The 20,969-nt window shown below is 70.5% G+C and carries 19 protein-coding genes; 4 read left to right on the top strand and 15 right to left on the bottom strand.

Annotated features, from left to right (window positions below; all coding sequences use genetic code 11):
* Positions 1-5: 5 nt before the first annotated feature.
* Positions 6-2,213, bottom strand: a complete 2,208-nt coding sequence (locus CCZ27_RS19290) for a xanthine dehydrogenase family protein molybdopterin-binding subunit (RefSeq protein WP_096450893.1) — start codon at positions 2,211-2,213, stop codon at positions 6-8.
* Between the two features lie 10 nt (positions 2,214-2,223).
* Entirely contained in the window at positions 2,224-2,682 is a 459-nt protein-coding gene (locus CCZ27_RS19285; protein ID WP_096450891.1) for a (2Fe-2S)-binding protein, read from the bottom strand.
* A 130-nt stretch (positions 2,683-2,812) separates the two neighbouring features.
* On the opposite strand from CCZ27_RS19285, the gene CCZ27_RS19280 reads away from it, so the two are divergent.
* Positions 2,813-3,718: a LysR family transcriptional regulator gene (locus CCZ27_RS19280; protein WP_096450889.1), complete on the top strand. Its 906-nt coding sequence runs from the start codon at positions 2,813-2,815 to the stop codon at positions 3,716-3,718.
* Here the strand turns inward: CCZ27_RS19280 and CCZ27_RS19275 are convergent.
* Positions 3,681-3,947 carry a hypothetical protein gene (locus CCZ27_RS19275; protein ID WP_096450887.1) on the bottom strand — a complete coding sequence of 89 codons (267 nt, stop codon included), beginning with the start codon at positions 3,945-3,947 and terminating at the stop codon, positions 3,681-3,683. The two genes, CCZ27_RS19280 and CCZ27_RS19275, sit on opposite strands and share 38 nt — an antisense overlap.
* A 160-nt stretch (positions 3,948-4,107) precedes the next feature.
* On the opposite strand from CCZ27_RS19275, the gene CCZ27_RS19270 reads away from it, so the two are divergent.
* The 3 genes from CCZ27_RS19270 (at position 4,108) to CCZ27_RS19260 (ending at position 5,672) form a co-directional block, all read left to right on the top strand.
* Positions 4,108-4,689 carry a DJ-1/PfpI family protein gene (locus CCZ27_RS19270; protein ID WP_096452794.1) on the top strand — a complete coding sequence of 194 codons (582 nt, stop codon included), beginning with the start codon at positions 4,108-4,110 and terminating at the stop codon, positions 4,687-4,689.
* A gap of 115 nt (positions 4,690-4,804) precedes the next feature.
* Positions 4,805-5,287, top strand: a complete 483-nt coding sequence (locus tag CCZ27_RS19265) for a tellurite resistance TerB family protein (protein ID WP_096450885.1) — start codon at positions 4,805-4,807, stop codon at positions 5,285-5,287.
* Positions 5,288-5,348: 61 nt separating this feature from the next.
* On the top strand, positions 5,349-5,672 hold the full coding sequence (locus CCZ27_RS19260; RefSeq protein ID WP_096450883.1) for a hypothetical protein: 324 nt from the start codon (positions 5,349-5,351) through the stop codon (positions 5,670-5,672).
* A gap of 185 nt (positions 5,673-5,857) precedes the next feature.
* Here CCZ27_RS19260 and CCZ27_RS19255 read toward each other — a convergent pair whose 3' ends face one another.
* The 12 genes from CCZ27_RS19255 to CCZ27_RS19205 form a co-directional block, all read right to left on the bottom strand.
* Positions 5,858-7,048, bottom strand: coding sequence for a VWA domain-containing protein (locus CCZ27_RS19255; RefSeq protein ID WP_096450881.1), 1,191 nt, complete (start codon positions 7,046-7,048; stop codon positions 5,858-5,860).
* The gene (locus CCZ27_RS19250) at positions 7,045-9,336 is read right to left on the bottom strand and encodes a DUF5682 family protein (protein ID WP_096450879.1); all 2,292 of its coding nucleotides are present in this window, start codon (positions 9,334-9,336) and stop codon (positions 7,045-7,047) included. Before CCZ27_RS19250 ends, CCZ27_RS19255 begins: the two co-directional genes overlap by 4 nt.
* A 7-nt stretch (positions 9,337-9,343) precedes the next feature.
* Positions 9,344-10,423: an ATP-binding protein gene (locus CCZ27_RS19245; RefSeq protein WP_096450877.1), complete on the bottom strand. Its 1,080-nt coding sequence runs from the start codon at positions 10,421-10,423 to the stop codon at positions 9,344-9,346.
* Between the two features lie 15 nt (positions 10,424-10,438).
* Positions 10,439-12,037: a DUF5691 domain-containing protein gene (locus CCZ27_RS19240; RefSeq protein WP_096450875.1), complete on the bottom strand. Its 1,599-nt coding sequence runs from the start codon at positions 12,035-12,037 to the stop codon at positions 10,439-10,441.
* A complete protein-coding gene (locus CCZ27_RS19235; protein ID WP_198363189.1) occupies positions 12,034-13,362 on the bottom strand; it encodes an SWIM zinc finger family protein in 1,329 nt (442 codons plus the stop codon). Before CCZ27_RS19235 ends, CCZ27_RS19240 begins: the two co-directional genes overlap by 4 nt.
* 320 nt (positions 13,363-13,682) lie before the next feature.
* Entirely contained in the window at positions 13,683-13,859 is a 177-nt protein-coding gene (locus CCZ27_RS23710; protein ID WP_157748638.1) for a hypothetical protein, read from the bottom strand.
* A 56-nt stretch (positions 13,860-13,915) separates the two neighbouring features.
* Positions 13,916-15,547 (bottom strand): PepSY-associated TM helix domain-containing protein, encoded by a 1,632-nt coding sequence (locus CCZ27_RS19230; RefSeq protein ID WP_096450871.1) that lies wholly within the window; start codon positions 15,545-15,547, stop codon positions 13,916-13,918.
* A 3-nt stretch (positions 15,548-15,550) separates the two neighbouring features.
* Complete coding sequence (locus tag CCZ27_RS19225) at positions 15,551-15,823, bottom strand: hypothetical protein (RefSeq protein ID WP_096450869.1); 273 nt, start codon at positions 15,821-15,823, stop codon at positions 15,551-15,553.
* The gene (locus CCZ27_RS19220) at positions 15,820-16,092 is read right to left on the bottom strand and encodes a hypothetical protein (RefSeq protein WP_096450867.1); all 273 of its coding nucleotides are present in this window, start codon (positions 16,090-16,092) and stop codon (positions 15,820-15,822) included. The genes CCZ27_RS19225 and CCZ27_RS19220 overlap by 4 nt, the downstream gene beginning before the upstream one ends.
* A gap of 89 nt (positions 16,093-16,181) precedes the next feature.
* Entirely contained in the window at positions 16,182-17,690 is a 1,509-nt protein-coding gene (locus CCZ27_RS19215; RefSeq protein WP_096452792.1) for a TolC family protein, read from the bottom strand.
* A gap of 5 nt (positions 17,691-17,695) precedes the next feature.
* Positions 17,696-19,672, bottom strand: a complete 1,977-nt coding sequence (locus CCZ27_RS19210) for a MacB family efflux pump subunit (RefSeq protein WP_096450865.1) — start codon at positions 19,670-19,672, stop codon at positions 17,696-17,698.
* Positions 19,673-19,674: 2 nt separating this feature from the next.
* Positions 19,675-20,859: an efflux RND transporter periplasmic adaptor subunit gene (locus CCZ27_RS19205; protein WP_096450863.1), complete on the bottom strand. Its 1,185-nt coding sequence runs from the start codon at positions 20,857-20,859 to the stop codon at positions 19,675-19,677.
* Between the last annotated feature and the right edge of the window lie 110 nt (positions 20,860-20,969).

Here is a 20,969-nt window from a genome sequence, read left to right as displayed (position 1 = left end):
GGCGTTCAGGCCTTGAGCTGTTCGCCGATCGGCAGGCTGCGGATGCGCTTGCCGGTGGCGGCATGCAGCGCATTGACCAGCGCCGGCGCCAGCGGCGGCACGCCGGGTTCGCCGACGCCGGTGGGCTTTTCCGCCGAGGGCACGATGTGCACGTCGACCCTGGGCATCTGGTCGATGCGCAGCACGGTGTAGTCGTGGAAGTTGGACTGCTCGACCACGCCGTCCTTCAACGTGATCGCGCCGCTCAGCGCCGCCGCCAGCCCGTAGCCGATGCCGCCTTCCATCTGCGCGCGGATCACGTCCGGGTTGACCGCCACGCCGCAATCGACCGCGCACACCACGCGGTCCACCTTGAAGCTGCCGTCGGCGCCGACGGTCACTTCCACTACCTGGGCGACGTAGCTGTTGAAGGATTCGTGCACCGCCACGCCGCGGCCGCGCTTCGCCCCCTTCTCCCTGGCCGCGGCCAGCGGCTTCGTCCAGCCGGCCTTGTCGGCGGCGAGCTTGAGCACGCCGGCGTGGCGCGGATGGCCGCCGAGCAGCGCCATGCGGTAGGCCACCGGATCGGCGCCGGCCGTGGCGGCGAGTTCGTCGAGGAAGACTTCGGTGGCGAAGCCGGTGTGGGTGGAGCCCACCGAGCGCCACCACTGCACGGGCACCTTCACCTCGCCGTTGGTGGTGTGCAGGTCCACCTGCAGGTTGGGGATGGCGTAGGGCAGGTTGGCGGCGCCTTCCACCGAGGTGGCATCGACGCCGTTCTTCACCATCACCGACTCGAACGGCGAGCCGGTGATGATGGACTGGCCGACGATGCGCTGCGACCACGCCAGCGGCTTGCCGTCCGCATCGAGCGCGGCGCGCAGGCGGTGCAGGTAGGCCGGGCGGTAGTAGCCGCCGCGCATGTCGTCCTCGCGCGACCACACCAGCTTGACCGGCGCGCGGCCGCCGATGGCCTTGACGATCTGCGCGGTCTCCAGCAGGTAGTCCGACTTGGGGTTGGCGCGGCGGCCGAAGCTGCCGCCGGCGTAGAGCATGTGCAGCGTGACCTGCTCCGGCTGCAGGCCGAAGAAGGCCGCCAGCGCGTGCTGGTCGCCGGTGTGGAACTGCTCGCCGTTCCACACTTCGCAGCCGTCGCTGCCGACCCGCATCACGCAGTTGATCGGCTCCATCGCGGCGTGGGCCAGGAAGGGGAAGGCGTAGTCCGCCTCGATCACGCGGGCGGCCTGGCCGAGTGCCGCTTCGGCGTCGCCGTCCTTGCGCGCCACCGCGCCGGGCGTGGCGGCGAGCTTGCGGTAGTCGGCCAGGATGGCGTCGGAGCTGCCGCGGTAGGCGGTGGCGTCGTCCCATTCCACCTGCAGCGCGTCGCGGCCCTTCTTCGCCGTCCAGTAGTCGCCGGCCAGCACCGCGACGCCGTTGGGGATGACGACTACCTCGGCCACGCCGGGGACGGCGCGCGCGGCCTTGTCGTCCACGCTGCGCACGATGGCGCCGAAGCGCGGCGGGTGCGCCACCACCGCCACCAGCATGCCGGGCAGCTTGACGTCCTGGGTGAAGCGCGCGCGGCCGGTGGTCTTGTCGACGCTGTCCTTGCGCGGCGCGTGGCGGCCGATCAGGGTGAAGTCCTTCGGGTCCTTCAGCGTCACCTGCTGCGGCACCGGCAGCGCGGCAGCGGCTTCGGCGAGCTCGCCGAAGCGGGCCTTGCGGCCGCTCTTCGCGTGGCTGACGACGCCGGTCTTCACCGTGATCTCGGCGGCCGGCACCTTCCAGCGTTCGGCGGCGGCCTGCACCAGCATCGCGCGCGCGGCGGCGCCGGCCTGGCGGAGCTGCTCGTAGGAGTTGGCGATGGCGGTGCTGCCGCCGGTGCCCTGCGACGGGCCCCAGAACAGGTTGTTGTAGCGCTTGGCGTCGGCCGGCGCGCCTTCGACCGCGACCCGTGCCCAGTCGGCGTCGAGTTCCTCGGCCACCAGCGTGGCCAGGCCGGTATACACGCCCTGCCCCATCTCCAGGTGCTTGGCGATCACGGTGACGGTGTCGTCGGTGCCGATGCGGACGAAGGCGTTGGGCGCGAAGCCACCCTCGGCCACCGCCGCGCCGGCGATGCCGGGGCCGCCGGCCTGGGCGGCGGCGGTGCCGGGCAGCACCAGGGCGAGGGTGAGGCCGGCGCCGGCCTTGAGGAAGTCGCGGCGCGACGCGTTGGCGATCTGGCTTTTCATCGTGCGCTCCTTACGCCAGGCTCTTGGCGGCTTCGTGGATGGCGGCGCGGATGCGCACGTAGGTGGCGCAGCGGCAGAGGTTTCCGCCCATCGCGGCGTCGATGTCGGCGTCGCTGGGTCTGGGCTTGGCGGCGAGCAGCGCGGTGGCGGCCATGATCTGGCCGGACTGGCAGTAGCCGCACTGGACCACGTCCAGCTTCTGCCAGGCCTTCTGCACCGCGGCGCCGACGCGGCCGCTGCCGACGCCTTCGATGGTGGTGATCCGCTTGCCGGCGGCGGCCGACAGCGGCGTCGAACAGGAACGGATGGGCTGGCCGTCCAGGTGCACGGTACAGGCGCCGCACAGGCCCATGCCGCAGCCGAACTTGGTGCCGGTCAGGTCGAGTCCGTCGCGCAGCACCCACAGCAGCGGGGTGTCGTCGGGCAGCGCGGTGTCCACCGGCTTGCCGTTGAGAGTGAAGCGGGTCATCGGCGTCTCCTCGGGGTTGGGGCTGGAGCGATCGCGCGGTCGGACGCCGCGCGGAAGTGCGATGAAGCTTAGACGCCGTTTCTTTTAAGATCGACGGCGTAATCCTGCAAGCGTCTTGAAGGAGAGCTTAATGATCGAACCTGCCTTGCTGCCGGCGCTGGCCGCCTTCGAATGCGTCGCCCGCCATGCCAGCTTCAGCCGCGCGGCGGCGGAGATGGGGCTGTCGGCCTCGGCGTTGTCGCAGTCGGTGCGCAGCCTGGAAACGCGTTTGGGCGTGCGGCTGCTGGCGCGCACCACCCGGCGCGTGGGGCTGACCGACGAAGGCGCCCGCCTGCTCGACGGCGTGCGCCGCGGCCTGGACGAACTCGGCGGCGCGCTGGCCTCGCTCGACCAGGCGCGCGAACAGCCCGGCGGCACGGTGCGCATCACCCTGCCGCGGCTGGCCTTCGCGCAGTACTTCGCGCCGCACGTCGCCGCCTTTTCCGCGCGCTACCCCGAGGTCGGCATCGAGTTCTCGCTCGACGACAAGCTCGCCGACCTGGTGGCCGACCGCTTCGACATCGGCCTGCGCATGGCGGACAACATCGCCGGCGACATGGTGGCGATCCCGATCGGCCCGCCGCAGCGCATGATCGTGGCGGCGGCGCCGGCCTACTTCGCGCGCCATCCGGTGCCGCAGCAGCCGGCCGACCTCGCCGCGCACGACTGCATCCGCTTCCGCTACCCGACCAGCGGGCGCATTGCGCACTGGCTGTTCCGCGACGGCGACGGCGAGCTGGAGCTGGAGGTGAGCGGCCGCTTCATCATCAACGACGCCGATGCCGAACTCGACCTGCTGCGCCGCGGCCTCGGCATCTCGCAGGTGGTGGAATCCATGGTGGTGGACGACCTGCGCGCAGGCCGCCTGCGCGAGGTGCTGGCGGACTACGCCTGGCCGATGCCGGTCGCCCATCTGTACTTCCCCAGCCGCGCGCAGATGCCGGCGCGGCTGCGGGTGTTCATCGACTTCTTCCGCCAGGCCAACGCTGGCGCGTGAGTGGCGCGCCGGGCGCGAAGCCGACCTCGAAGCCGCCGAGGTTGAAGTTGCGCAGGCCCTCCAGCGCCTGGGTCAGCTTCTCGGCGGTGGGGCCGGCACGGCGCAGCGCTTCGACCAGCACGCGCGCGGCGATGCAGCCCGACTGGGCGCACGCCGGCAGGGTGAACGAAGACAGGGCGGCCAGGACCATGCAGCACAGGGCCAGGGCGAACGGACGCCGTCCGAGCATGGGTGTTCTCCTCCAGATGTCTGGTCGTGGTGATGCCGTCGTGCCGGCGGCATACCCGATCTTCCGCGCATGCGTGCGCGTCGGCCGGCTTGGCGGCCGGCCGGGGGCTGTCTAGACTGAGGCGGTGGATTCCACCCCGATCGACCGCAAGGAGGCGACGATGGCTGCGAAGAAGATTCTGATGATCACTGGCGACTTCACCGAGGACTACGAGACCATGGTGCCCTTCCAGGCGCTGCTGATGGCGGGCCACACCGTGCATGCGGCCTGCCCCGGCAAGAAGGCGGGCGAGCGGGTGCGCACCGCGATCCACGACTTCGAGGGCGACCAGACCTACAGCGAGAAGCCCGGCCACAACTTCACCCTGAACGCCGAGTTCGACAGCCTGCGCGCCGAGGACTACGACGCGCTGGTGATCCCCGGCGGCCGCGCGCCGGAATACCTGCGGCTCAACCCCAAGGTGATCGCCGCCGTGCAGCACTTCTTCACCGCCGACAAGCCGGTGGCGGCGATCTGCCACGGCGCCCAGCTGCTGGCCGCGGCCGGCGTGCTCAGGGGCCGCAGTTGCAGCGCCTACCCGGCCTGCGCGCCGGAGGTGAGGGCGGCCGGCGGCGAGTACGCCGAGATCCCGATCGACAGGGCCACGACGGACGGCAAGCTGGTGACCGCCCCCGCCTGGCCGGCGCATCCGGACTGGCTGGCGCAGTTCCTGCGGGTGCTGGGCACGCGGCTGGAGCCGTGAGCGCGGGGCTTGAAGCGCGGCCGGCCGCCCCCATCTGGAAGGCGCGACCGGTGGCCGCGGCGGAACTCTTGGCGCCGGCGGCCGACTTACCGGTAGCGCAACCCGACCGGCCGCCATGCTCCGCACCCTCAAAGACCTCTTCGACACCCTCGCCTCCCCCTTGATGGACACCGCCGCGCCGGCCGCCGGCGCGGCGGCGCACCGCCTGCAGCTCGCTACCGCGGTGCTGCTGGTGGAAGTGATGCGGGCCGACGCCGACAGCACGCCGCAGGAGCGCCAGGCGGTGATCGCCGCGCTGCGCCGCCGCTTCGCGCTCGCCGACGACGAGGTCGAACGGCTGCTCGAACTGGCCGAGGCCGCTGCGCGCGAGGCGCCGGATTTCTACGGCTTCACCTCGCAGCTCAACAAGGGTTTTTCCGCCGCGGAAAAGCTCGCCATCGTCGAGCTGCTGTGGGAGGTGGCCTTCGCCGACGGCCACCTCTCCCACTACGAGAACCAGTTGATGCTCAAGCTCGGAGACCTGCTCTACATTCCGCGGGGCGATTTCGTCGGCGCCAAGCAGCGCGCCCGCGAGGCCGCCGGCGCGGGCGCGCCCTGAGCGGCGTCTTTCCACCCACCCGTTTCCGATCGGCGGCCGGCATGCCGCCACGAGGACTGCCATGCAATTCGATCCACGCGGAGCCCATCCCTTCGCCCGACTGTCCGCCGGCGGCGAGCCGCCCAGCCTGCTGAAGAAGGTCGCCGCCACCCTCGTCACCGTCGCGGTGTTCGTCGTGGCGATGATGTTCTCGGTCGTCCTGTTTGCCGTGGTGCTGACCGTCGGCGCCATCTTCTGGGGCTACCTGTGGTGGAAGACCCGCACCGCGCGCAAGCGCATGGCCGAGGCCGGTTACGACGACCGCCGCCCGCCACCGCCGTCCGGCGGGCTGGTGATCGAGGGCGAGGTGATCCGCGAGGTGCGCAGCGGCGACGACGGCCGCTGAAATGAAACGACCCCACGCTCACTGCGTTCGCTGCCCCAAGGGGCGTCAGTACGCTCGAGGCGGTTCGGCGCGTACCGAACGCAGGGGATGTGCCCCAACGATCGCATCGATACCCGGATCGCACGGGTGAGGCTGCTGCTGGAGAACGTGGCGGCCTGAACCGGGCGCGAGCCGTTTGCCCGGCGTCAGGCGGTCCGTTCCGCGCGGGCGGTCACGATGCCCTGCTGCGCGGCCCACAGGCCGACGTCCTCGCGGCGAATGGCGGCTGCCATCAGCGCCGGGAACTGGTCGGGCGAGCAGGCGAAGGAGGGCACGCCGAGCGCGGCCAGCTTGGCGGCGAGCTGGCGGTCGTAGGCCGGCGCGCCTTCGTCGCTCAGCGCAAGCAGCACGATGAGCTGGGCGCCGGATTGCACGAGTTCACTGGCGCGCTGGAGCAGGTTCTTTTCAACTCCGCCTTCATAGAGGTCGGAGATCAGCACCATGATGGTGTTGCGCGGCTCACGCACCAGCCCCTGGCAGTAGCCGACCGCGCGGTTGATGTCGGTGCCGCCGCCCAGTTGCACACCGAACAGCACTTCCACCGGATCGCTCAACTGCTCGGTGAGGTCGACCACCGCGGTGTCGAACACCACCATGTGCGTTTTCACCGCCGGCAGCGAGGCCATGACGGCGCCGAAGATGCTGGAATAGACCACCGAGGCCGCCATCGAGCCGCTCTGGTCGATGCAGAGGATGACTTCGCGCTGGCTGCGGCGTGCCTTGCGGCCGTAGCCGATCAGGGTTTCCGGAATGATGCTGCGGTGGCTTTCCTGCCAGTGGCGCAGGTTGGCGCGGATGGTGCGCTGCCAGTCGATTTCGGCGTGGCGCGGACGGCGGTTGCGCTCGGCGCGGTTGAGCGCGCCGGTGACCGCGCTGCGCATCGGTTCGTCGAGCCGCTTCATCAGCGCATCGACCACCTTGGCCACGACCTGGCGGGCGGTGTCCCGCGTCTTGGCGGGGATGATGCCGCGCAGGGACATCAGCGTCGCCACCAGATGGACGTCGGGCTGCACCGCGTCGAGCATTTCCGGCTGGAACAGCATGCTCTTGAGGTCCAGGCGTTCGAAGGCATCCTTCTGCATCACCTGCACCACCGGGGCGGGAAAGTACTGACGGATGTCGCCCAGCCAGCGCGCGACCCGCGGCGAGGAAGCACCGCTGCCGCCGCGCAGGCCGCCACGGCCGTCGGCGTCGTAGAGCGCGGTGAGGGCTTCGTCGATGCGGATGTCCTCGCCGCTGAGGTCGCCGCAACTGTCCTGCGCGGGTTCGCCGAGCACCAGCCGCCAGCGGCGCAGGCGTTCATCCGCAGTGTCCTGCGGTGCGTGTCCGTCGTTCATGCCTCGATTCCCAGCAATTGGCGCAACAGCGGCAACGCGCGTTCGGCGCGCTGTGCATCCCATTCCGGCGGCCGCTGCGTGCTGGCGGCGGCCGGGCGGCCGGCGCGTTCGCCGAGCTGGCGCCGCTCGGGCAGGCTGAAGCTAGAGAAGGCGCGGCGCAGCAGGGGCAGGTCGCGCAGGAAGTGTTCGCCGCGCAGGGTGCCGAGCCAGCCATCGACCAGCGCCCACAGCCGCTCGTCGTGCAGCAGCACCATGGCGCTGCGGTTGAGGAAGCCTTCCAGCCATGCGGCAGCGGGGCCGGGGTCGTTGCCCGGCGACAGCGCCTGGCTCATGCACAGGGCGGTGTGTTCGGCGTCGTCCAACTGGTCGTCGAAGCGCAGGCGGGTGGCGAGGCCGGCCACCAGGCCGTGGCAGCCGGCCTGCCGGCCGAGGCGGGCGAGGGCGGTGTGCCAGCCTTGCAGCAACTCGTCGTCGGCGATCAGTTGCAGCGCCTGGTGGGTGGCGGCAATGGCCTGGTTCATCGCGGCGGCGGCATCGTCGTCGAGCGCGCTGCAGGCGCCCGGCAGGCCGATGGCGGCGCGCGGCACCAGGGTGGTCAGCACGTGCCGGACCATGGCGGTGTCGGTCTGGCGCACGTTGCCGTAGCGGGCGACGTTGGCCAGCGGCGGAATGGCGGCGAGTAGCTGGAGGACGTCGCTGGCGATCGCCGCGAGGTCTTCGAGTGCGCGGGTGACCGGGGCGATCGCGGCCTGGAGGTCGGCGAGCAGAACCTGGTCCATCAATTCCGCGAGTACGGGTAGCTCGGTTGCCGTCCTGGCGCGGTCCACCGCGCGTGCGCCGGCGGCCTCCGCCACGGTGGAACCCCAGCGGCTGGCGTCGATGACGGCGATGGCCAGCTCCGGCGCCCACTGGAGCTGCCACAGTTCGTGGAAGCTGCCTTTGGCGCCGTGGCCGCTGCGGCCCGGCATGCCCCAGGGAATGTCCAGCAGGCGCAGCCGGTGCAGCAGGTGGCTGCGGGCGAGGTCGTTGGGCTGGCGCAGGTCGAGGTCCAGCGTTTTCTGGCCGGCTTCGGGCTTGAGGCGCAGGTTCCTCTGGGCCTGGGCGAGGTCGCGCTGCAGCGGAACGGCGGGGGCGTTTTCCGGCGTGGTGCCGAGGCGGTCGCCGATGATGAGCCGCTGCGCGATCAGCCGCATCGGTGCGTCGTCGCCCATGCAGACGATGCTGCGCAGGGCTTCGGAAAGTTCGTCCAGGCCGGGTTGCGGACGTTCGCGCAGGGCGGCGAGGGTGTCCGCCAGCCGGGAGGCTTCGATGATGTGGGCGGAGGAGCAGTCCAGTCCCTCGGCGCGGAACAGCGCGGCGGCGCGCGCCAGCCAGCCGATGGCGCGCTTGTCGGCGGCGCTGTGCCACAGGTGCTCGTACCAGCCGGGGGAGGCGACGCCGGCGCCGTAGCCGCTGGCGATGCTGAGGTGGGGGTAGGACCACGGCACCCAGGTGGCTGCGACCTTGACCTTGGGCAGGCCCTTGAGCAACTCGTTGTCGGCCTTGGCCGGTGGCATGTCGGCCAGCGCGGGCACGTGCCAGGCGCCGCACACCACGGCGATGCGCTGGTAGCCGTCCTTCTGCGCCTGGCGCAGGCATTTGCGCATGTGCGCCTCGCGCATCGCTTCGCGCCGTTCGGCCCGGGCGCTCCAGCGGCGCGGCGGCGCTTCGGCGCGCACCGTGGTCATCGCCTCGCGGATGGCGGCGAAGAGTTCGAGGCCGTCGTTGCGTTCCTCCACCATGTGGTTCCACCAGGCTTCGCCATCGGCATGGCCGGCGGCGCGGCCCAGCCAGTCGAGCGGATCACCGCTGGGGCCGGTTTCGTCGGCGGTGGCGGTTTCTACCGTAGAGGGGTCGGTATGCTGTTCTTCGGCTTCAGCGGCATCCGTACCCGCGTCGCCGTTGTCATCCGCCGTGCGTGCGATGCCGAACTGATGGCTGATCGGCAGATCGATGAAGCGGACGGGAATGCGATGGGCGTTGGCGTGGCGCAGCGCGTTCCACTCCGGCGAGAAGGCGGCGAAGGGGTAGAACACCGCTTCGCGCGAATCTTCCGGGTTGTAGACCAGCAGGGCGACGGGCGGCACCAGGCCGGGGTCGTCCACCAGCGGCAGCATGTCTTCGCCATCGGGCGGCCCTTCGACGAGCAGGCAGTCGGGCTGCAGCGCTTCCAGCGCCCGCTGCAGGCTGCGGGCGCTGCCCGGCCCGTGGTGGCGGATGCCGAAGATGTGGAAGGGCGCGGCGGACATCGGGCGCTCAGTCCTGGTCGCGGCAGGCGCGGTAGAGGTCCTTCCAGTCGTCGCGTTCCTTCATCACGGTTTCCTGGTATTCCCGCCAGACCACCGCGTCCTGCACCGGGTCCTTGACGATGGCCCCGACCAGGCTGGCGGCGACGTCGCCGGCCCGCAGCACGCCGTCGCCGAAGTGGCCGGCCATCGCCACGCCGCTGTTGATGACGGAGATGGCCTCGGCGGTGGAGAGCGTGCCGCTGGGCATCTTGAGCTTGGTCTTGCCGTCCTCGGTCTGGCCGTTGCGCAGCTCGCGGAAGATCTGCACCACGCGGCGGACTTCCTTGAGCGCGGGCGGTTCGCCCGGCAACTGCAGGGCGCGGCCCATTTCGCCGACGCGCTTGGTGACGATGGCGATCTCCTCGTCCTCGCTGGCCGGCACCGGGAGGATCACGGTGTTGAAGCGGCGCTTGAGGGCGCTGGAAAGTTCGTTGATGCCCTTGTCGCGGTTGTTCGCGGTAGCGATCACGTTGAAGCCGCGCACCGCCTGGCACTGGATGCCGAGTTCGGGAATCGGCAGCGACTTTTCCGAGAGGATGGTGATCAGGGTGTCCTGCACGTCGGCCGGGATGCGGGTGAGTTCCTCTACCCGCGCGGTCTTGCCCAGTTCCATCGCGCGCATCAGCGGGCTGGGCACCAGGGCGTCGGTAGACGGCCCTTTGGACAGCAAGTGGGCGTAGTTCCAGCCATAGCGCAGTTGCTCCTCGCTGGTACCGGCGGTGCCCTGGATCAGCATGGTGGAATCGCCGCTGACGGCCGCAGCCAGATGCTCGGAGACCCAGGACTTGGCCGTGCCGGGCACGCCGAAGAGCAGCAGTGCGCGGTCGGTGGCCAGGGTGGCGATGGCGGTTTCGATGATGCGGCGGTTGCCGATGTACTTGGGGCTGATCTCGAAGCCGTTGTCCAGCCGGCCGCCCATGAGGTAAGTCGCCACCGCCCAGGGCGACATGGCCCAGTTGCCGGGGCGTTCGCGGCTGTCGGATTTCCTGAGCATGTCGAGCTCTTCGGCGAATTGTTGCTCGGCGTGCTGGCGCAGAATCTGGCTCATGTGGGTATCCGCTGGCTAAGGGTTGGGACCTAGGGTTCGATGGAGGAGCTTGCGTTGTTCGACGATGGCCAGCACTGCGGCCAGGGTGTCGTCGAAGTATTCGGTGCCGGCCTGCCCCGTCGGCCACGCGCTGATGGCGTCGTTCAGGCAGGCGGGCGGGATGACGCAGACGAATGCGGGCAGCGAGCGGCGCAGGGTGTAGTCGTACTTGCCGATGTCGGTGGGCACCGCCTCGCGTACCCGGCGCAGTACCTCGATGGCGAACTCGGCCGATATCACTGGCTGTGCCGCGGGCAGGCTGTGCGCAACGTGGGTGAGTATGTCGCCGAGCATCGACTGGCGGCGGTCGGTTTCCAGCATGCGCAGCCAGTGGTGTTCGCGCTGCGCCACGGGCAGGCAGGAAAGCAGGGTGAAATCGTTCAGTTGCAAACCCGGCAGCGGGGCGCAGGCAAGGAAGGCTGCCGCCCATTCGGCGCCGTCTGCGCCGACCTCGTCGCCATTGCGTCCTGTGCCTTCGCGTGGCAGCGCTTCGCTCCAGGCGCGCAGGATGGCTTCCCGCCAGTCGGAGCCTTTCGCCCAGGCGATCAGTTCGGTCACCGTCAGGCCGGTGTGCGCGGGCCACCAGGCGAGCGGCAAGGCGCGTGCCAACTGGTAGAGCCACCAGGCGCGCTCGCCCAGGCTTTCACTCTTGGGGCGGCTGGCTTCCACGCCGTCGCTCTTCCAGGCCGGATCGAACTCCGCCGGCGGCGTGAGAACCAGCGCTTGGCGGAACAGCTTGCGCTCGCGCGTCAGGCAGGCGGCCATGCGCTCGCCCATGCGTGCAACGTAACGGCTGGCCGGCAGACGGGCGAGCAGGCCGGCGGCCTGCTGGCGCACTTCCCTGCTGCGGTCGGCAAGCTGCGCTTCGAGGAAGTCCCCGTCGGAGGCATTGAGGCCGTTCGCCAGTTGTTCGAGCAGGGCGGCGCGTTCGCGAGCATCGAGCTGAGAGAAACCGGCCTGCAGGTGCGCCAGGGCCTGTTGCGGATCGCGGCTGCGGAATGCCTGCAGGTAGTGCTTGCGCAGCTCCAGGCTGCCGTGGTCCCACTGGCTGTCGTCCGGCAAGGTATCCGCGTCGCCGGTCGCGCCTGTGCTGGCCCAGAGCCAGGCGGTCTGCTGCCCGGCCAGCCAGCGGCCACGCTCGCCGAGTACCGGCAGCAGGGCGGCGCGCAGGCTGGGCGACTTCTGCCCGAGGTTCAGCGCGCCGGGCAGCAGTTGCGGCGGCAGAACGGTGCCGCTGGCGGCGAGCAGGCGCAGTGCTTCATGGCGCAGCGGCCCGGGGCCGTCATCGAGCATCTGGCGCAGCGCCGTGCCCAGCTCGGCGTCGTCGTTGATGCGCAGTGTTTCGGCAGGGCTGGCGAAGGGCGCGGCGGCCTCGGTTTCGGAAGGCCGGTAGCCAGCGGCTCCGCAGGTGGCCAGCACGCCGGCAGCGCGCAGTACGCGGACTTCCGGCGTGGTGTCCGGCGGGCTGGCGGAGGCGAGCAGGTCGCCCAGCGGGCCGGGCAGCGGCGGCAACCGGGGCGGGCGGCGCTCCGTGCCCAGCAGCACGCCGGTGGCGAGTTCGTGCAGGAGACTCATGCGGTTTCGCGCTCCTCGATCCAGGTGAGGGCCGGCTGCCAGGCGCTGAGCGGGCGCAGGGAAAGGCCGTTCCATTCGCCGAAGATGCCGAGCGGGGCGCCGCCTGTGGTGGCGACGAGCTGCCAGCCGTCTCGTTCGCGCACGGCGAGCGGCAGGCGGCGTGCGCCGGCACGCAGGCACCAGCCCTGTTCGTCATGCCACGGCACGCCGTCGTCGATGCGCATCGGCAGCGGCGACAGCCAGGGATTGCCGGCGACGGCATCCGCCAAGGCATTCAATGCGTCCTCCATGCCCTGCGCTGGCGGCGGCGTGCCCTGGCACGGCTGGATTTCGCCGGCGACCAGTGCGCGCAGCGGTGCGTTGCCGGGGAAAAAGGCCAGCGTGGTGCCTGCAACGCTGCCCACCAGCCAGGATGGCTCGAAACGCGGGCTGCCGTGAGCGTGGTCCAGCAGCAATGCCCAGCGGCCGGTGCGCAGGCCGCGGAGCCAGACGCGCCGGACCCACAGGCGCTCCTCCTCGTCGCAGACGACTCCCTGGACCTGCCAATCGTCGCTGATCTGCTCGCCATGGCCGAGTACCGTATCGCGATCCACCACCTGTCCGAGCGCGGCCTGGACGTCGGCCTGGGTCGCGGGCGGCAGCGTTTCCAGCCGGCGGTAAGCGTCGATCAGCAGAAACAAGCTGCCCATGCCGCCGAGTACCCGGGCCGGCCAGTGTTCGTTCTGACCGACGTCGGCGCCGATACTGCGCAACCGGTAGGCGAGGCCGGGCAACTGGGCATCGACCATGCGGGTGGCAATCTCGTCCCACTGCGATGGCGCGGCAGGAAGTTGAGCCAAGCCTTGGCGCAGGCGGTCGCTCAGCCAGCGAGATAGTTCGTCCATGCCGCCGTTCATGCGTGCGGCGCGTGTCGCTGCGCGTTTGGCTGCGGCCTGGGGATCGGCCTCCGAGCGCGGCGCTTCGGTCTGTTTCTGCTCCTGCTTTTCTGCGCGCTGACGCCGTGTCGCCAGCCATTCGCCTACCCAGGCGGGTGCCGTCGCCGGTTTGAAATGGGCGGGCTGCTGGGCGAGCAGCAGGAGCAGGGCGAGGCCGTGCTTGCAGGGGAACTTGCGGCTGGGACAGGTACAGCGGAAGGCTGGGCCGGACTTGTCGACCTGGACCTGGTAAGGCTTGCCGCCGCTACCCTGGCATTCGCCCCATATCGCCTCGTCATCGAATTCCAGCCGCGGCCATTTCGCCGGAATCACCAGCCCTTTGGCGGCCTTCGCCGATGGCTCATCCGGGGCAAGTTGCAATACGGCGGCGGCGTCCAGGGATAGGGTCAAGGCGGGCGTTCCGGTTTGCGGAGGCCGCATTCTATGCGTTCCCTATGACAAATGTCAGATCTTGTCGGGCGACGAGCCGGGACGACCGGGCCGGGGTGGCCGCACTGGGCGCAGGAAATGCCCGCGACTTTCGGCTGGAAGGGAACCGGCTTCCGACGCGGGCCGGTAGCCGTGTTCTCGGGTGGAGGAAGTCGATGCCGGCTGCCTGGCGATACATGCGAGGGTGATGCCCAGGCGTCCTGAGGGTCCTCGCCGCCGGCCGGAGGGAGGTGAGCTACGTCCCGGGGCAGTTGGCGAAAACTGCCCCGGCGGTCGAATGGCTACTCGTTTTTCCGAAACGCTTCCCACAAGCCCGCAACGATGAGCGTCCCGATGGCGACGGCGAAGGCCGCCTTGCTCGAGACCACTGCCCAGGACGCAGGCACGATATCTGCCGCAATGAACAGGACCATGCCGGTCACGCCGGCCGACAGCCCGATCTTGTAGAGCGCATCCATGATGCGTGTCGGGGCTCCCGTGGGTTGGCCGGTGCCGGTGTTCTTCGATCGGGTACTCATGAGGCAACCGTGTCGGCAGCGTGCCCGGGCTGTGCATGTTGCACTGGCCGGCTGGACAGCGACCAGACGCTGTTGGGTTGCCCGGTCGCGGCGCGGCGCATCGTGCCGCGCGCCAGTGCCAGGAAGCACGCGGCCAGCAGCAGCAGGATCGTGTCGAACAGCGCGACATCCCAACCCCCGTACCATGACGATCGCGTGAGGTTCACGATGGGCAGCAGTCCATACACGATCGCGCATCCGGACAGTATTTCGATGCCGGCCCGGATCGGTGGCCGGGCGAGCGACCAGATCAGGGCGCCGAAGAACCCGATGTAGTAGAGGTTTCCTTCCCACTGGCTGCGGCCGGGCAGGTCGGGCGGCAGCCATTGCGTGCCCGACAGCATGGTGCCGATGCCCAGGCAGCAGCCCAGGCAGATGCCGATGCTCAGTTGCGCCATGATCCAGCCGGACATCGGCTGTTCCACATGGTGGCGGCGCCTGCGGGTCTCGATCCAGAGCAGGTTGCCGGAATAGAACAGGAAGGCGCCCGCCAGACCGAGCACGAAATAGATCGCTTTGGTGAGTTGCCCGCCGAAGTCGGCAAAATGCAGGGAGACGTAGCCCGCCTCCAGTACGGTTGGAACGCTGCGCCGGCCTGGCGCATCGACCTCGATCACCTTGCCCGTGGCTGCGGAGAGGGCGACCGATGCCTCCGGAACGAGCGCGCGGCGGATGCGTCCCACGACCCTGGCTTGCGCGTCGGCGGTGCCATAGCCGGAATAGTGAATGCCGGTGGGCTGGAAGTCCCCGATCTGCGCCGTGGCGATGTCCAGCAGACGGGATGCCGGCAGCATCGGGGCGGGGGGACGCCCGCGCGCCTCGGGTCCGCCATGGCGGTGGCGCCGCGCGGCGAAGCCGCCCTGTTCCTGCGCCGCGAATGCTTGCGATGCGGCGAGGTCGGGCGAGATCCGATCCATTGCGTCGCCGAGGATCGGCATGATGCAGATCAGTACCCCGGTGAACGCGAACATCAGATGGAACGGCAGTGACAGCACGCCGATGACATTGTGGGCGTCCAGCCACATCTTCTTGAGGTTCTTGCCGACCCGCAGCGAATAAAGGTCGCGCAGCAGATGGGGAAGATGGATCAGCAGCCCCGTGACCAGGGCCAGGCCATAGACGGCGCTCACCACGCCCATGAGGGTGTAACCCGCATGTTTGGGCAGACCCAGGGAGTAATGGATCTGATTGATCATGGCGCCGACGCTCGAAGGCGCATCGAGCCGGACGATGTGCCCGTCCGCATCCGGTGCGAGGGTGTGGGTGATCCACGGCTCGCCGCGGGAGGGGTTGCCGCCGTAGAAGACGGCTTTCGGCCCCTGTCCGTCGGGGCCGAAACTCAGTTCCAGCGCATCCGCGAAATCCGGGTGTGCGACGGCCGCGTCGACGACGCGCTCGATGTCCGCCCTGCCGCCGTGTGTCTGCCGCAGGTCCGGGTTGGCCCATTTCTGGATCGGTTCCAGGTAGATGGCCAGGGCGCCGGCGAAAAAGGCGATGAACAGCGCCATGCCGGTGCAGATGCCCACCCAGCTATGGACCGAAGTGAAGCGCTGGATGAACGCGGGGGAGAAGAGCCGTTTCTTCGTCATGTCCTACGCTCCCGACAGAACGCGCATGGCAATCGCGGCGCAGGCCACGGCCGCACACCCCGCGCCCAGATGGATCCAGGCCTGGCGGGCTTGCCGGTGGCTGAGCCCCCAGATCAGGATGCCGCACCACACGGGCAGCAGGAGGAAGAGCGCGGCGAGGTAGTTGGTCGCCGCCGCCGCCGGGCCGAACGCTGCGTACAGGCCACACAGGGCGAAGGCCAGCGGCGTTCCCAGCACCACGCTGGCGACGGCCTGGGAGCGATAGTCGTTCTTCATCGTATTCCCCGGCGCGCGGCGACGTACGGCAAGGCGACGCTGACCAGCATCCAGGTCAGCAGCGCCAGCAGCCCGCCGACCAGACCGCCCCAGGTGGACACCCAGGCCGCGGTGCCGAGCAGGATCAGCACTGCGGCAAGCACGACAAGAAGACGGCGAGATGGCGCAATGCGCAAGAGACGCTGGTTTTCGGACGCTGCGTAGAGCAGCGCCGAACCCGCCGCAGTGAGCAGGAGCCCACCCGCAGACAGCAAGATTTCCAGTGGCATATGAATCCGTTCAGTGAGCGAAATACGACCGCGAGCGGCGAGTCTAGGTCATGCGTAACAGGTCGCCACGACCTGAAACCGGATGATCGTTATTCATTTCTTTGGGTGCCTGCCGGTTCCGGTGACAAGGCAAGCGCATGGACATGCCGGGGTGTTACGGGCAGCCCGAGCGCCTTGCGCACGGTAATGGCATTGGCGTAGAGGTCGTAGCGGTTCTCGGCGACCGCGACCTCGGCCTGGCGTCGCTTGTCCTGGGCGGCGAGCCAGTCGCGCAGCGCCACGGCGCCTTCGCGGTAGCGCAGCGCGTACAGCCGCTCGGCGATGCGGGCATCCTCGCGGATGGCCGCCAGGGATTCGTGCTCCTGCTTCAGTTGCACGCCGGCGGACAAGGCGTCGTCCACCTCGGTGAAGGCGGTGAGCAGGGCCTGCTGGAAGCCGAGTGCCGCTTCGTCGAACTCGGCCCGCGCAACGGCGGTGCTCAGCCGGGCGCGTTCCAGGTTGATGAAGGGCAGCGCCAGACCGGCCGCCAGGGTCCCGACCGGGTTGGCGAGCACGTCGCGCAGCGCCGTGCTGGAACCGCCGCCGCTGGCGGTGAGCGTCAGGGTGGGATAGAACGAGGCGCGCGCCGCGTCGACCGCGGCCAGCGTGCGCCGCAGGCGCAGTTCGCTGGCGCGCAGGTCGGGGCGCCGCGCCAGCAGCGCCACCGGCAGGCCCGCCGGGGCGGGCTGGACCTCGTGCACGGGCAGTTCTTGCGGCTCGTAGGCCGACAAGTCCCTGCCGTCGGCCAGCACGGCCAGGGCATTGCGCGCCTGCACGCGCTGCTGCGCCAACTGGGCCGCCAGTACCTGCTGCTGCCCCACGGACTGCCGCGCTTCGGCCAGTTCCAGCGCCGAGGCCGCACCCTCGGCGTACTGCGCCCGCACCAGTTCCAGCGTACGCCGCGCATCGTCCAGGCTGGCCGCGTTGTAGCGGATGCGCTCGCTGAGCAGGCCGAGGCGGAAGTACAGCGAGGCGGCGGTGGCCTGCAGACCGATGCGCACGTTGCGGCGGTCCTCCGCGCTGGCCTGCGCTTCCCAGCGGGCCATGTCGTGCTGGGTGCCGAGGCGGTTCCACAGGTCCACTTCGTAGGCCAGGCTCAGGGTCGCGGCATGGCTGCGGGTGGTGTCGCCGCCGTGGCGCAGCGCGCGGCTGCGCTCGCCGCTCACGCTGGCGGCGGGTTGCGGCCAGCGCGCGTTGCCGGCCAGCCCGGCCTGCAGTTGCGCCTTGCGGACCTTGAGGGCGGTGGCTGCCAGTTCGCGGTTGGCGGCTTCGACTTCGGCCAGCAGGGCGCGCAGGCGGGGGTCTTGCAGAAAGGCCGGCGGGGCGGGGTCGGCGGCCGTGTCGTCCAGATGGCTGAGCCCCCTATCCCCCGGCCCCTCTCCCGCGAGAGGAGAGGGGAGTCCCGGCTGCGGAACGTTCGCGCGCACGCCGGTTTTCTCTCCACGTGCCCAGTGGGGGGGCAGTCCGTCGGCAGGGCGCTCGAAGGGCGTCCGCGTCGCGCAGCCGGCCAGCAGCACGCACAGCAAGGCGGCGGCCAGGTTCTTTTTCGCGGGCGTCATGGCCATCACTCCCGCGCCAGCGCCACGACGGGATCGAGGCGGGCGGCGTTGCGTGCCGGCAGGTAGCCGAACACCATGCCCACCAGCAGCGAACTGGCGAAGGCGGCGGCGATGGCGGGCACGCTGTAGACCAGCTTGAGCGAACTGGAGAAGGCGTCCAGCAGCCAGCCGGTGGCGAACGACAGGGCGATGCCGAGGGCGCCGCCGATCAGGCACACCAGCACCGCTTCGATGAGGAACTGCAGCAGGATGTCGCCGCGACGCGCGCCCACCGCCATGCGCACGCCGATTTCGCCGGTGCGCTCGCTCACCGACACCAGCATGATGTTCATCACGCCGATGCCGCCGACCAGCAGCGAGATCAGCGCGATGGTCGAGATCAGCAGCGTCAGCGTCGCCGAGGTGGCTTCCGCGGCCTGGCGCACGCCGTCGGCGTTCTGCACGAACACCTCATCGTTGCCGCGGCGCAGGGCCAGCAGGTGCAGCACCGCGTGCTCGGCGGCGGCGGCCGAGACGCCTTCCCGTACGCGCACGACGATGCTGTCCAGGCGGGTCTGCCCGGTGATGCGGTCGCCGACCGTGGTGTAGGGGGCGAAGATCGCCGGGTTGCGCCCGCCCGGCCAGCGGTTCAGCGCCGCACTGGGCGCGGCCACGCCGACCACCCGGGCGGGCACGCCGCCCAGCATGATGACCTGGCCGATCGGATCTTCCCCGCCGGGGAACAGGGTCTTGCGCGCCGCCGGGTCGATCACCACGTCCTGGGCGCGGCGCGCCACCGCGTCGGCGCCGAAGGGCGCGCCGGCCGCCAGCCGCAGGCCGAGAATGCCGAAATACCGTTCGTTCACCCCGGTCAGGTTGGCGGTGGCCGAGACGTTGCCATGGCGCACCTGCAAGGAGGTCTGCAACACCGGCGAGGCGCCGGCCAGATACGCCTCGCCGGCCAGCGCCGCGGCGTCCTGCGGGCGCAGCGCGATCTGGCGTTCGGCGTCGGTATCGCCCCAGTTGCGCCCGGCCCAGACTTCGATGGTGCTGGTGCCGAGCTGGTCGATCCGGGCCAGCACCTGCCGGCGCGAGCCTTCGCCCACCGCCACCACCGAGGCGACGGAGGCCACGCCGATGATGATGCCGAGCATGGTCAGGAAGCTGCGCAGGCGGTGCGCGGACATGGCCAGCAGGGCCATGCGCAGCGCCTCCAGCCCGCGATCCCTGGCGGCACGCCAGGGCGTCGCCGGGTGCGGCGGCGCGGGGGCGGCGGGGGGCGGCGCGGGCACCGCGGCCGCCGTGGCGGCCGTAGCGGTGTTGAGGCGGTCGGCGATCACCTCGCCGTCGGCCAACTCGATGATGCGCCCGGCGTGCCGGGCCACCTGCATGTCGTGGGTGACCAGCACCACGGTGTGGCCGGCCTGGTGCAGTTCGCGCAGGATCTGCATGACCTCCTGCCCGCTGTGGCGGTCCAGCGCGCCGGTCGGCTCGTCGGCGAGGATCACCTGGCCGCCGTTGATCAGCGCGCGGGCGATCGACACGCGCTGCTGCTGCCCGCCGGAAAGCTGGCCCGGCCGGTGGCCGCCGCGCGCCGCCAGGCCCAGCCGCGCCAGCAGTTCGCGGGCGCGGGCGTGGCGCTGCGCGGCCGGCGTGCCGGCATACAGCGCGGGGGTTTCCACGTTGGCCTGTGCGCTCAGGTCCGGCAGCAGGTGATAGCGCTGGAAGATGAAGCCGAAATGCTCGCGGCGCAGCTTCGCCAGTTCGTCGGGGGGCAGGTCCGGCACCGAACGTCCGGCCAGCCGGTAGCCGCCGCGGCTGGGGCGGTCCAGGCAGCCGAGGATGTTCATCAGCGTCGACTTGCCGGAGCCGGAGGCGCCGACGATGGCCACCATCTCGCCGGCCCGGATGTCCAGTGACACGTCCTTGAGCGCGGCCACGCGCTGGTCGCCGGCGGCGAATTCGCGCCACAGCGCGTCGATGCGGATCAGGGGTTCGTCCATGCTCAGTTTCCCCAGTTCGAGCCGCCCGGCGTGGCCCCGGCGGCATCGCCGACCACCACCCGCTCGCCCGCCCGCAGGCCGGACAGCACCTGCACCCGCAGGCCGTTGTTGAGGCCGGTCTCGATCCGGCGCGGGGCCGCGCGGCCCTGCGCATCGACCACCCTCACGCTATTGACGCCGTCGAAGCGGCTTTCGGCCAGCGCCGCCACCGGGATGTTCAGGGCGTCGGCCACCTCGGCCAGCAGGATGTGCACCTGGGCGGTCATCAGCGGGCGCAGTTCGCCGTCCGGATTGGGCAGTTCGAACAGGCCGTTGTAGTACACCGCGGTCTTGCTCGCCGCCGAGCTTTGGCTGGCGCTGGCCACGCCGCCCTGCTCGGCCTTGGCGACGATGGCGGCCGGCGCGGGTTCCACGGCCTGCAAGGTGGCGCGGTAGCGCTTGCCCGGTTCGCCGAGCACGGTGAACCACACCGGCTGGCCCGGCCTGACGCGGGTCACGTCGGCCTCGGAGATTTCCGCCTTGACCCGCATCACGTCCAGTTGCGCCAGCATCACGATCGCCGGCGCAGACTGGAAGGCGTTGACGGTGCGCCCTTCCTCGGTGACCACGGCCACCACCACGCCGTCGATGGGGGCGACGATGCGGGTGTAGCCCAGGTCGGTGCGCGCCGTTTCCACCGCGGCGGCGGCCTGGCGGATCTGCGCATCCAGTGCGGCGATCTCCGCCACCAGCGCATCGCGCGCGGCCTCCGCGGTTTCGAAGGCGTCGCGCGAGGCGGCGTCGGCCTGGAACAGATTGCGCTGGCGCAGGTAAACCCGCTCGGCCTGCCGCAGGTTGACCTGGCGCGCGGTGCGCTGGGCCTTGGCGCTCTGCAGCGCGGCCTCGGCGTTGCTGAGCGTGTTGCGCTGCGGCTGCGAGTCGATCTCGGCGATGAGTTGCCCGGCCCGTACGCGCTCCCCCATCTTCACGTGCAGCTTCACCACCTGGCCGGAAGCGCGTGCGCCCACGGTCACCAGCCGGGCCGGTTCGAGCGCGCCGCTGGCCAGCACGGTGTGCTCGATGGGGCCGGTGACGGCCTCGGCGGTGATGAAGACCGGCGGTTCGTCCGCGGCGCGCTGGCGGGCGACGAAAACGGCCGCGGCGGCGGCCAGGGCGATCAGCAGGATGCCGAAGAATGCTTTTTTCATGGTCTTGCCGCGTCCAACGCGGCGGGAATGCACTGTCCGCCATTGAAGCGCGCCCGGCGCGGGCATGGTGACAGCGCCGCGAAAACGGAGTGTCAGGATTGCGTAAATGT

This window comes from Thauera sp. K11 (assembly GCF_002354895.1).
GTDB lineage: Bacteria > Pseudomonadota > Gammaproteobacteria > Burkholderiales > Rhodocyclaceae > Thauera > Thauera sinica.
Note: the sequence above shows the minus strand (reverse complement) of the source record. Positions and strands in the feature narration are given on the sequence as shown.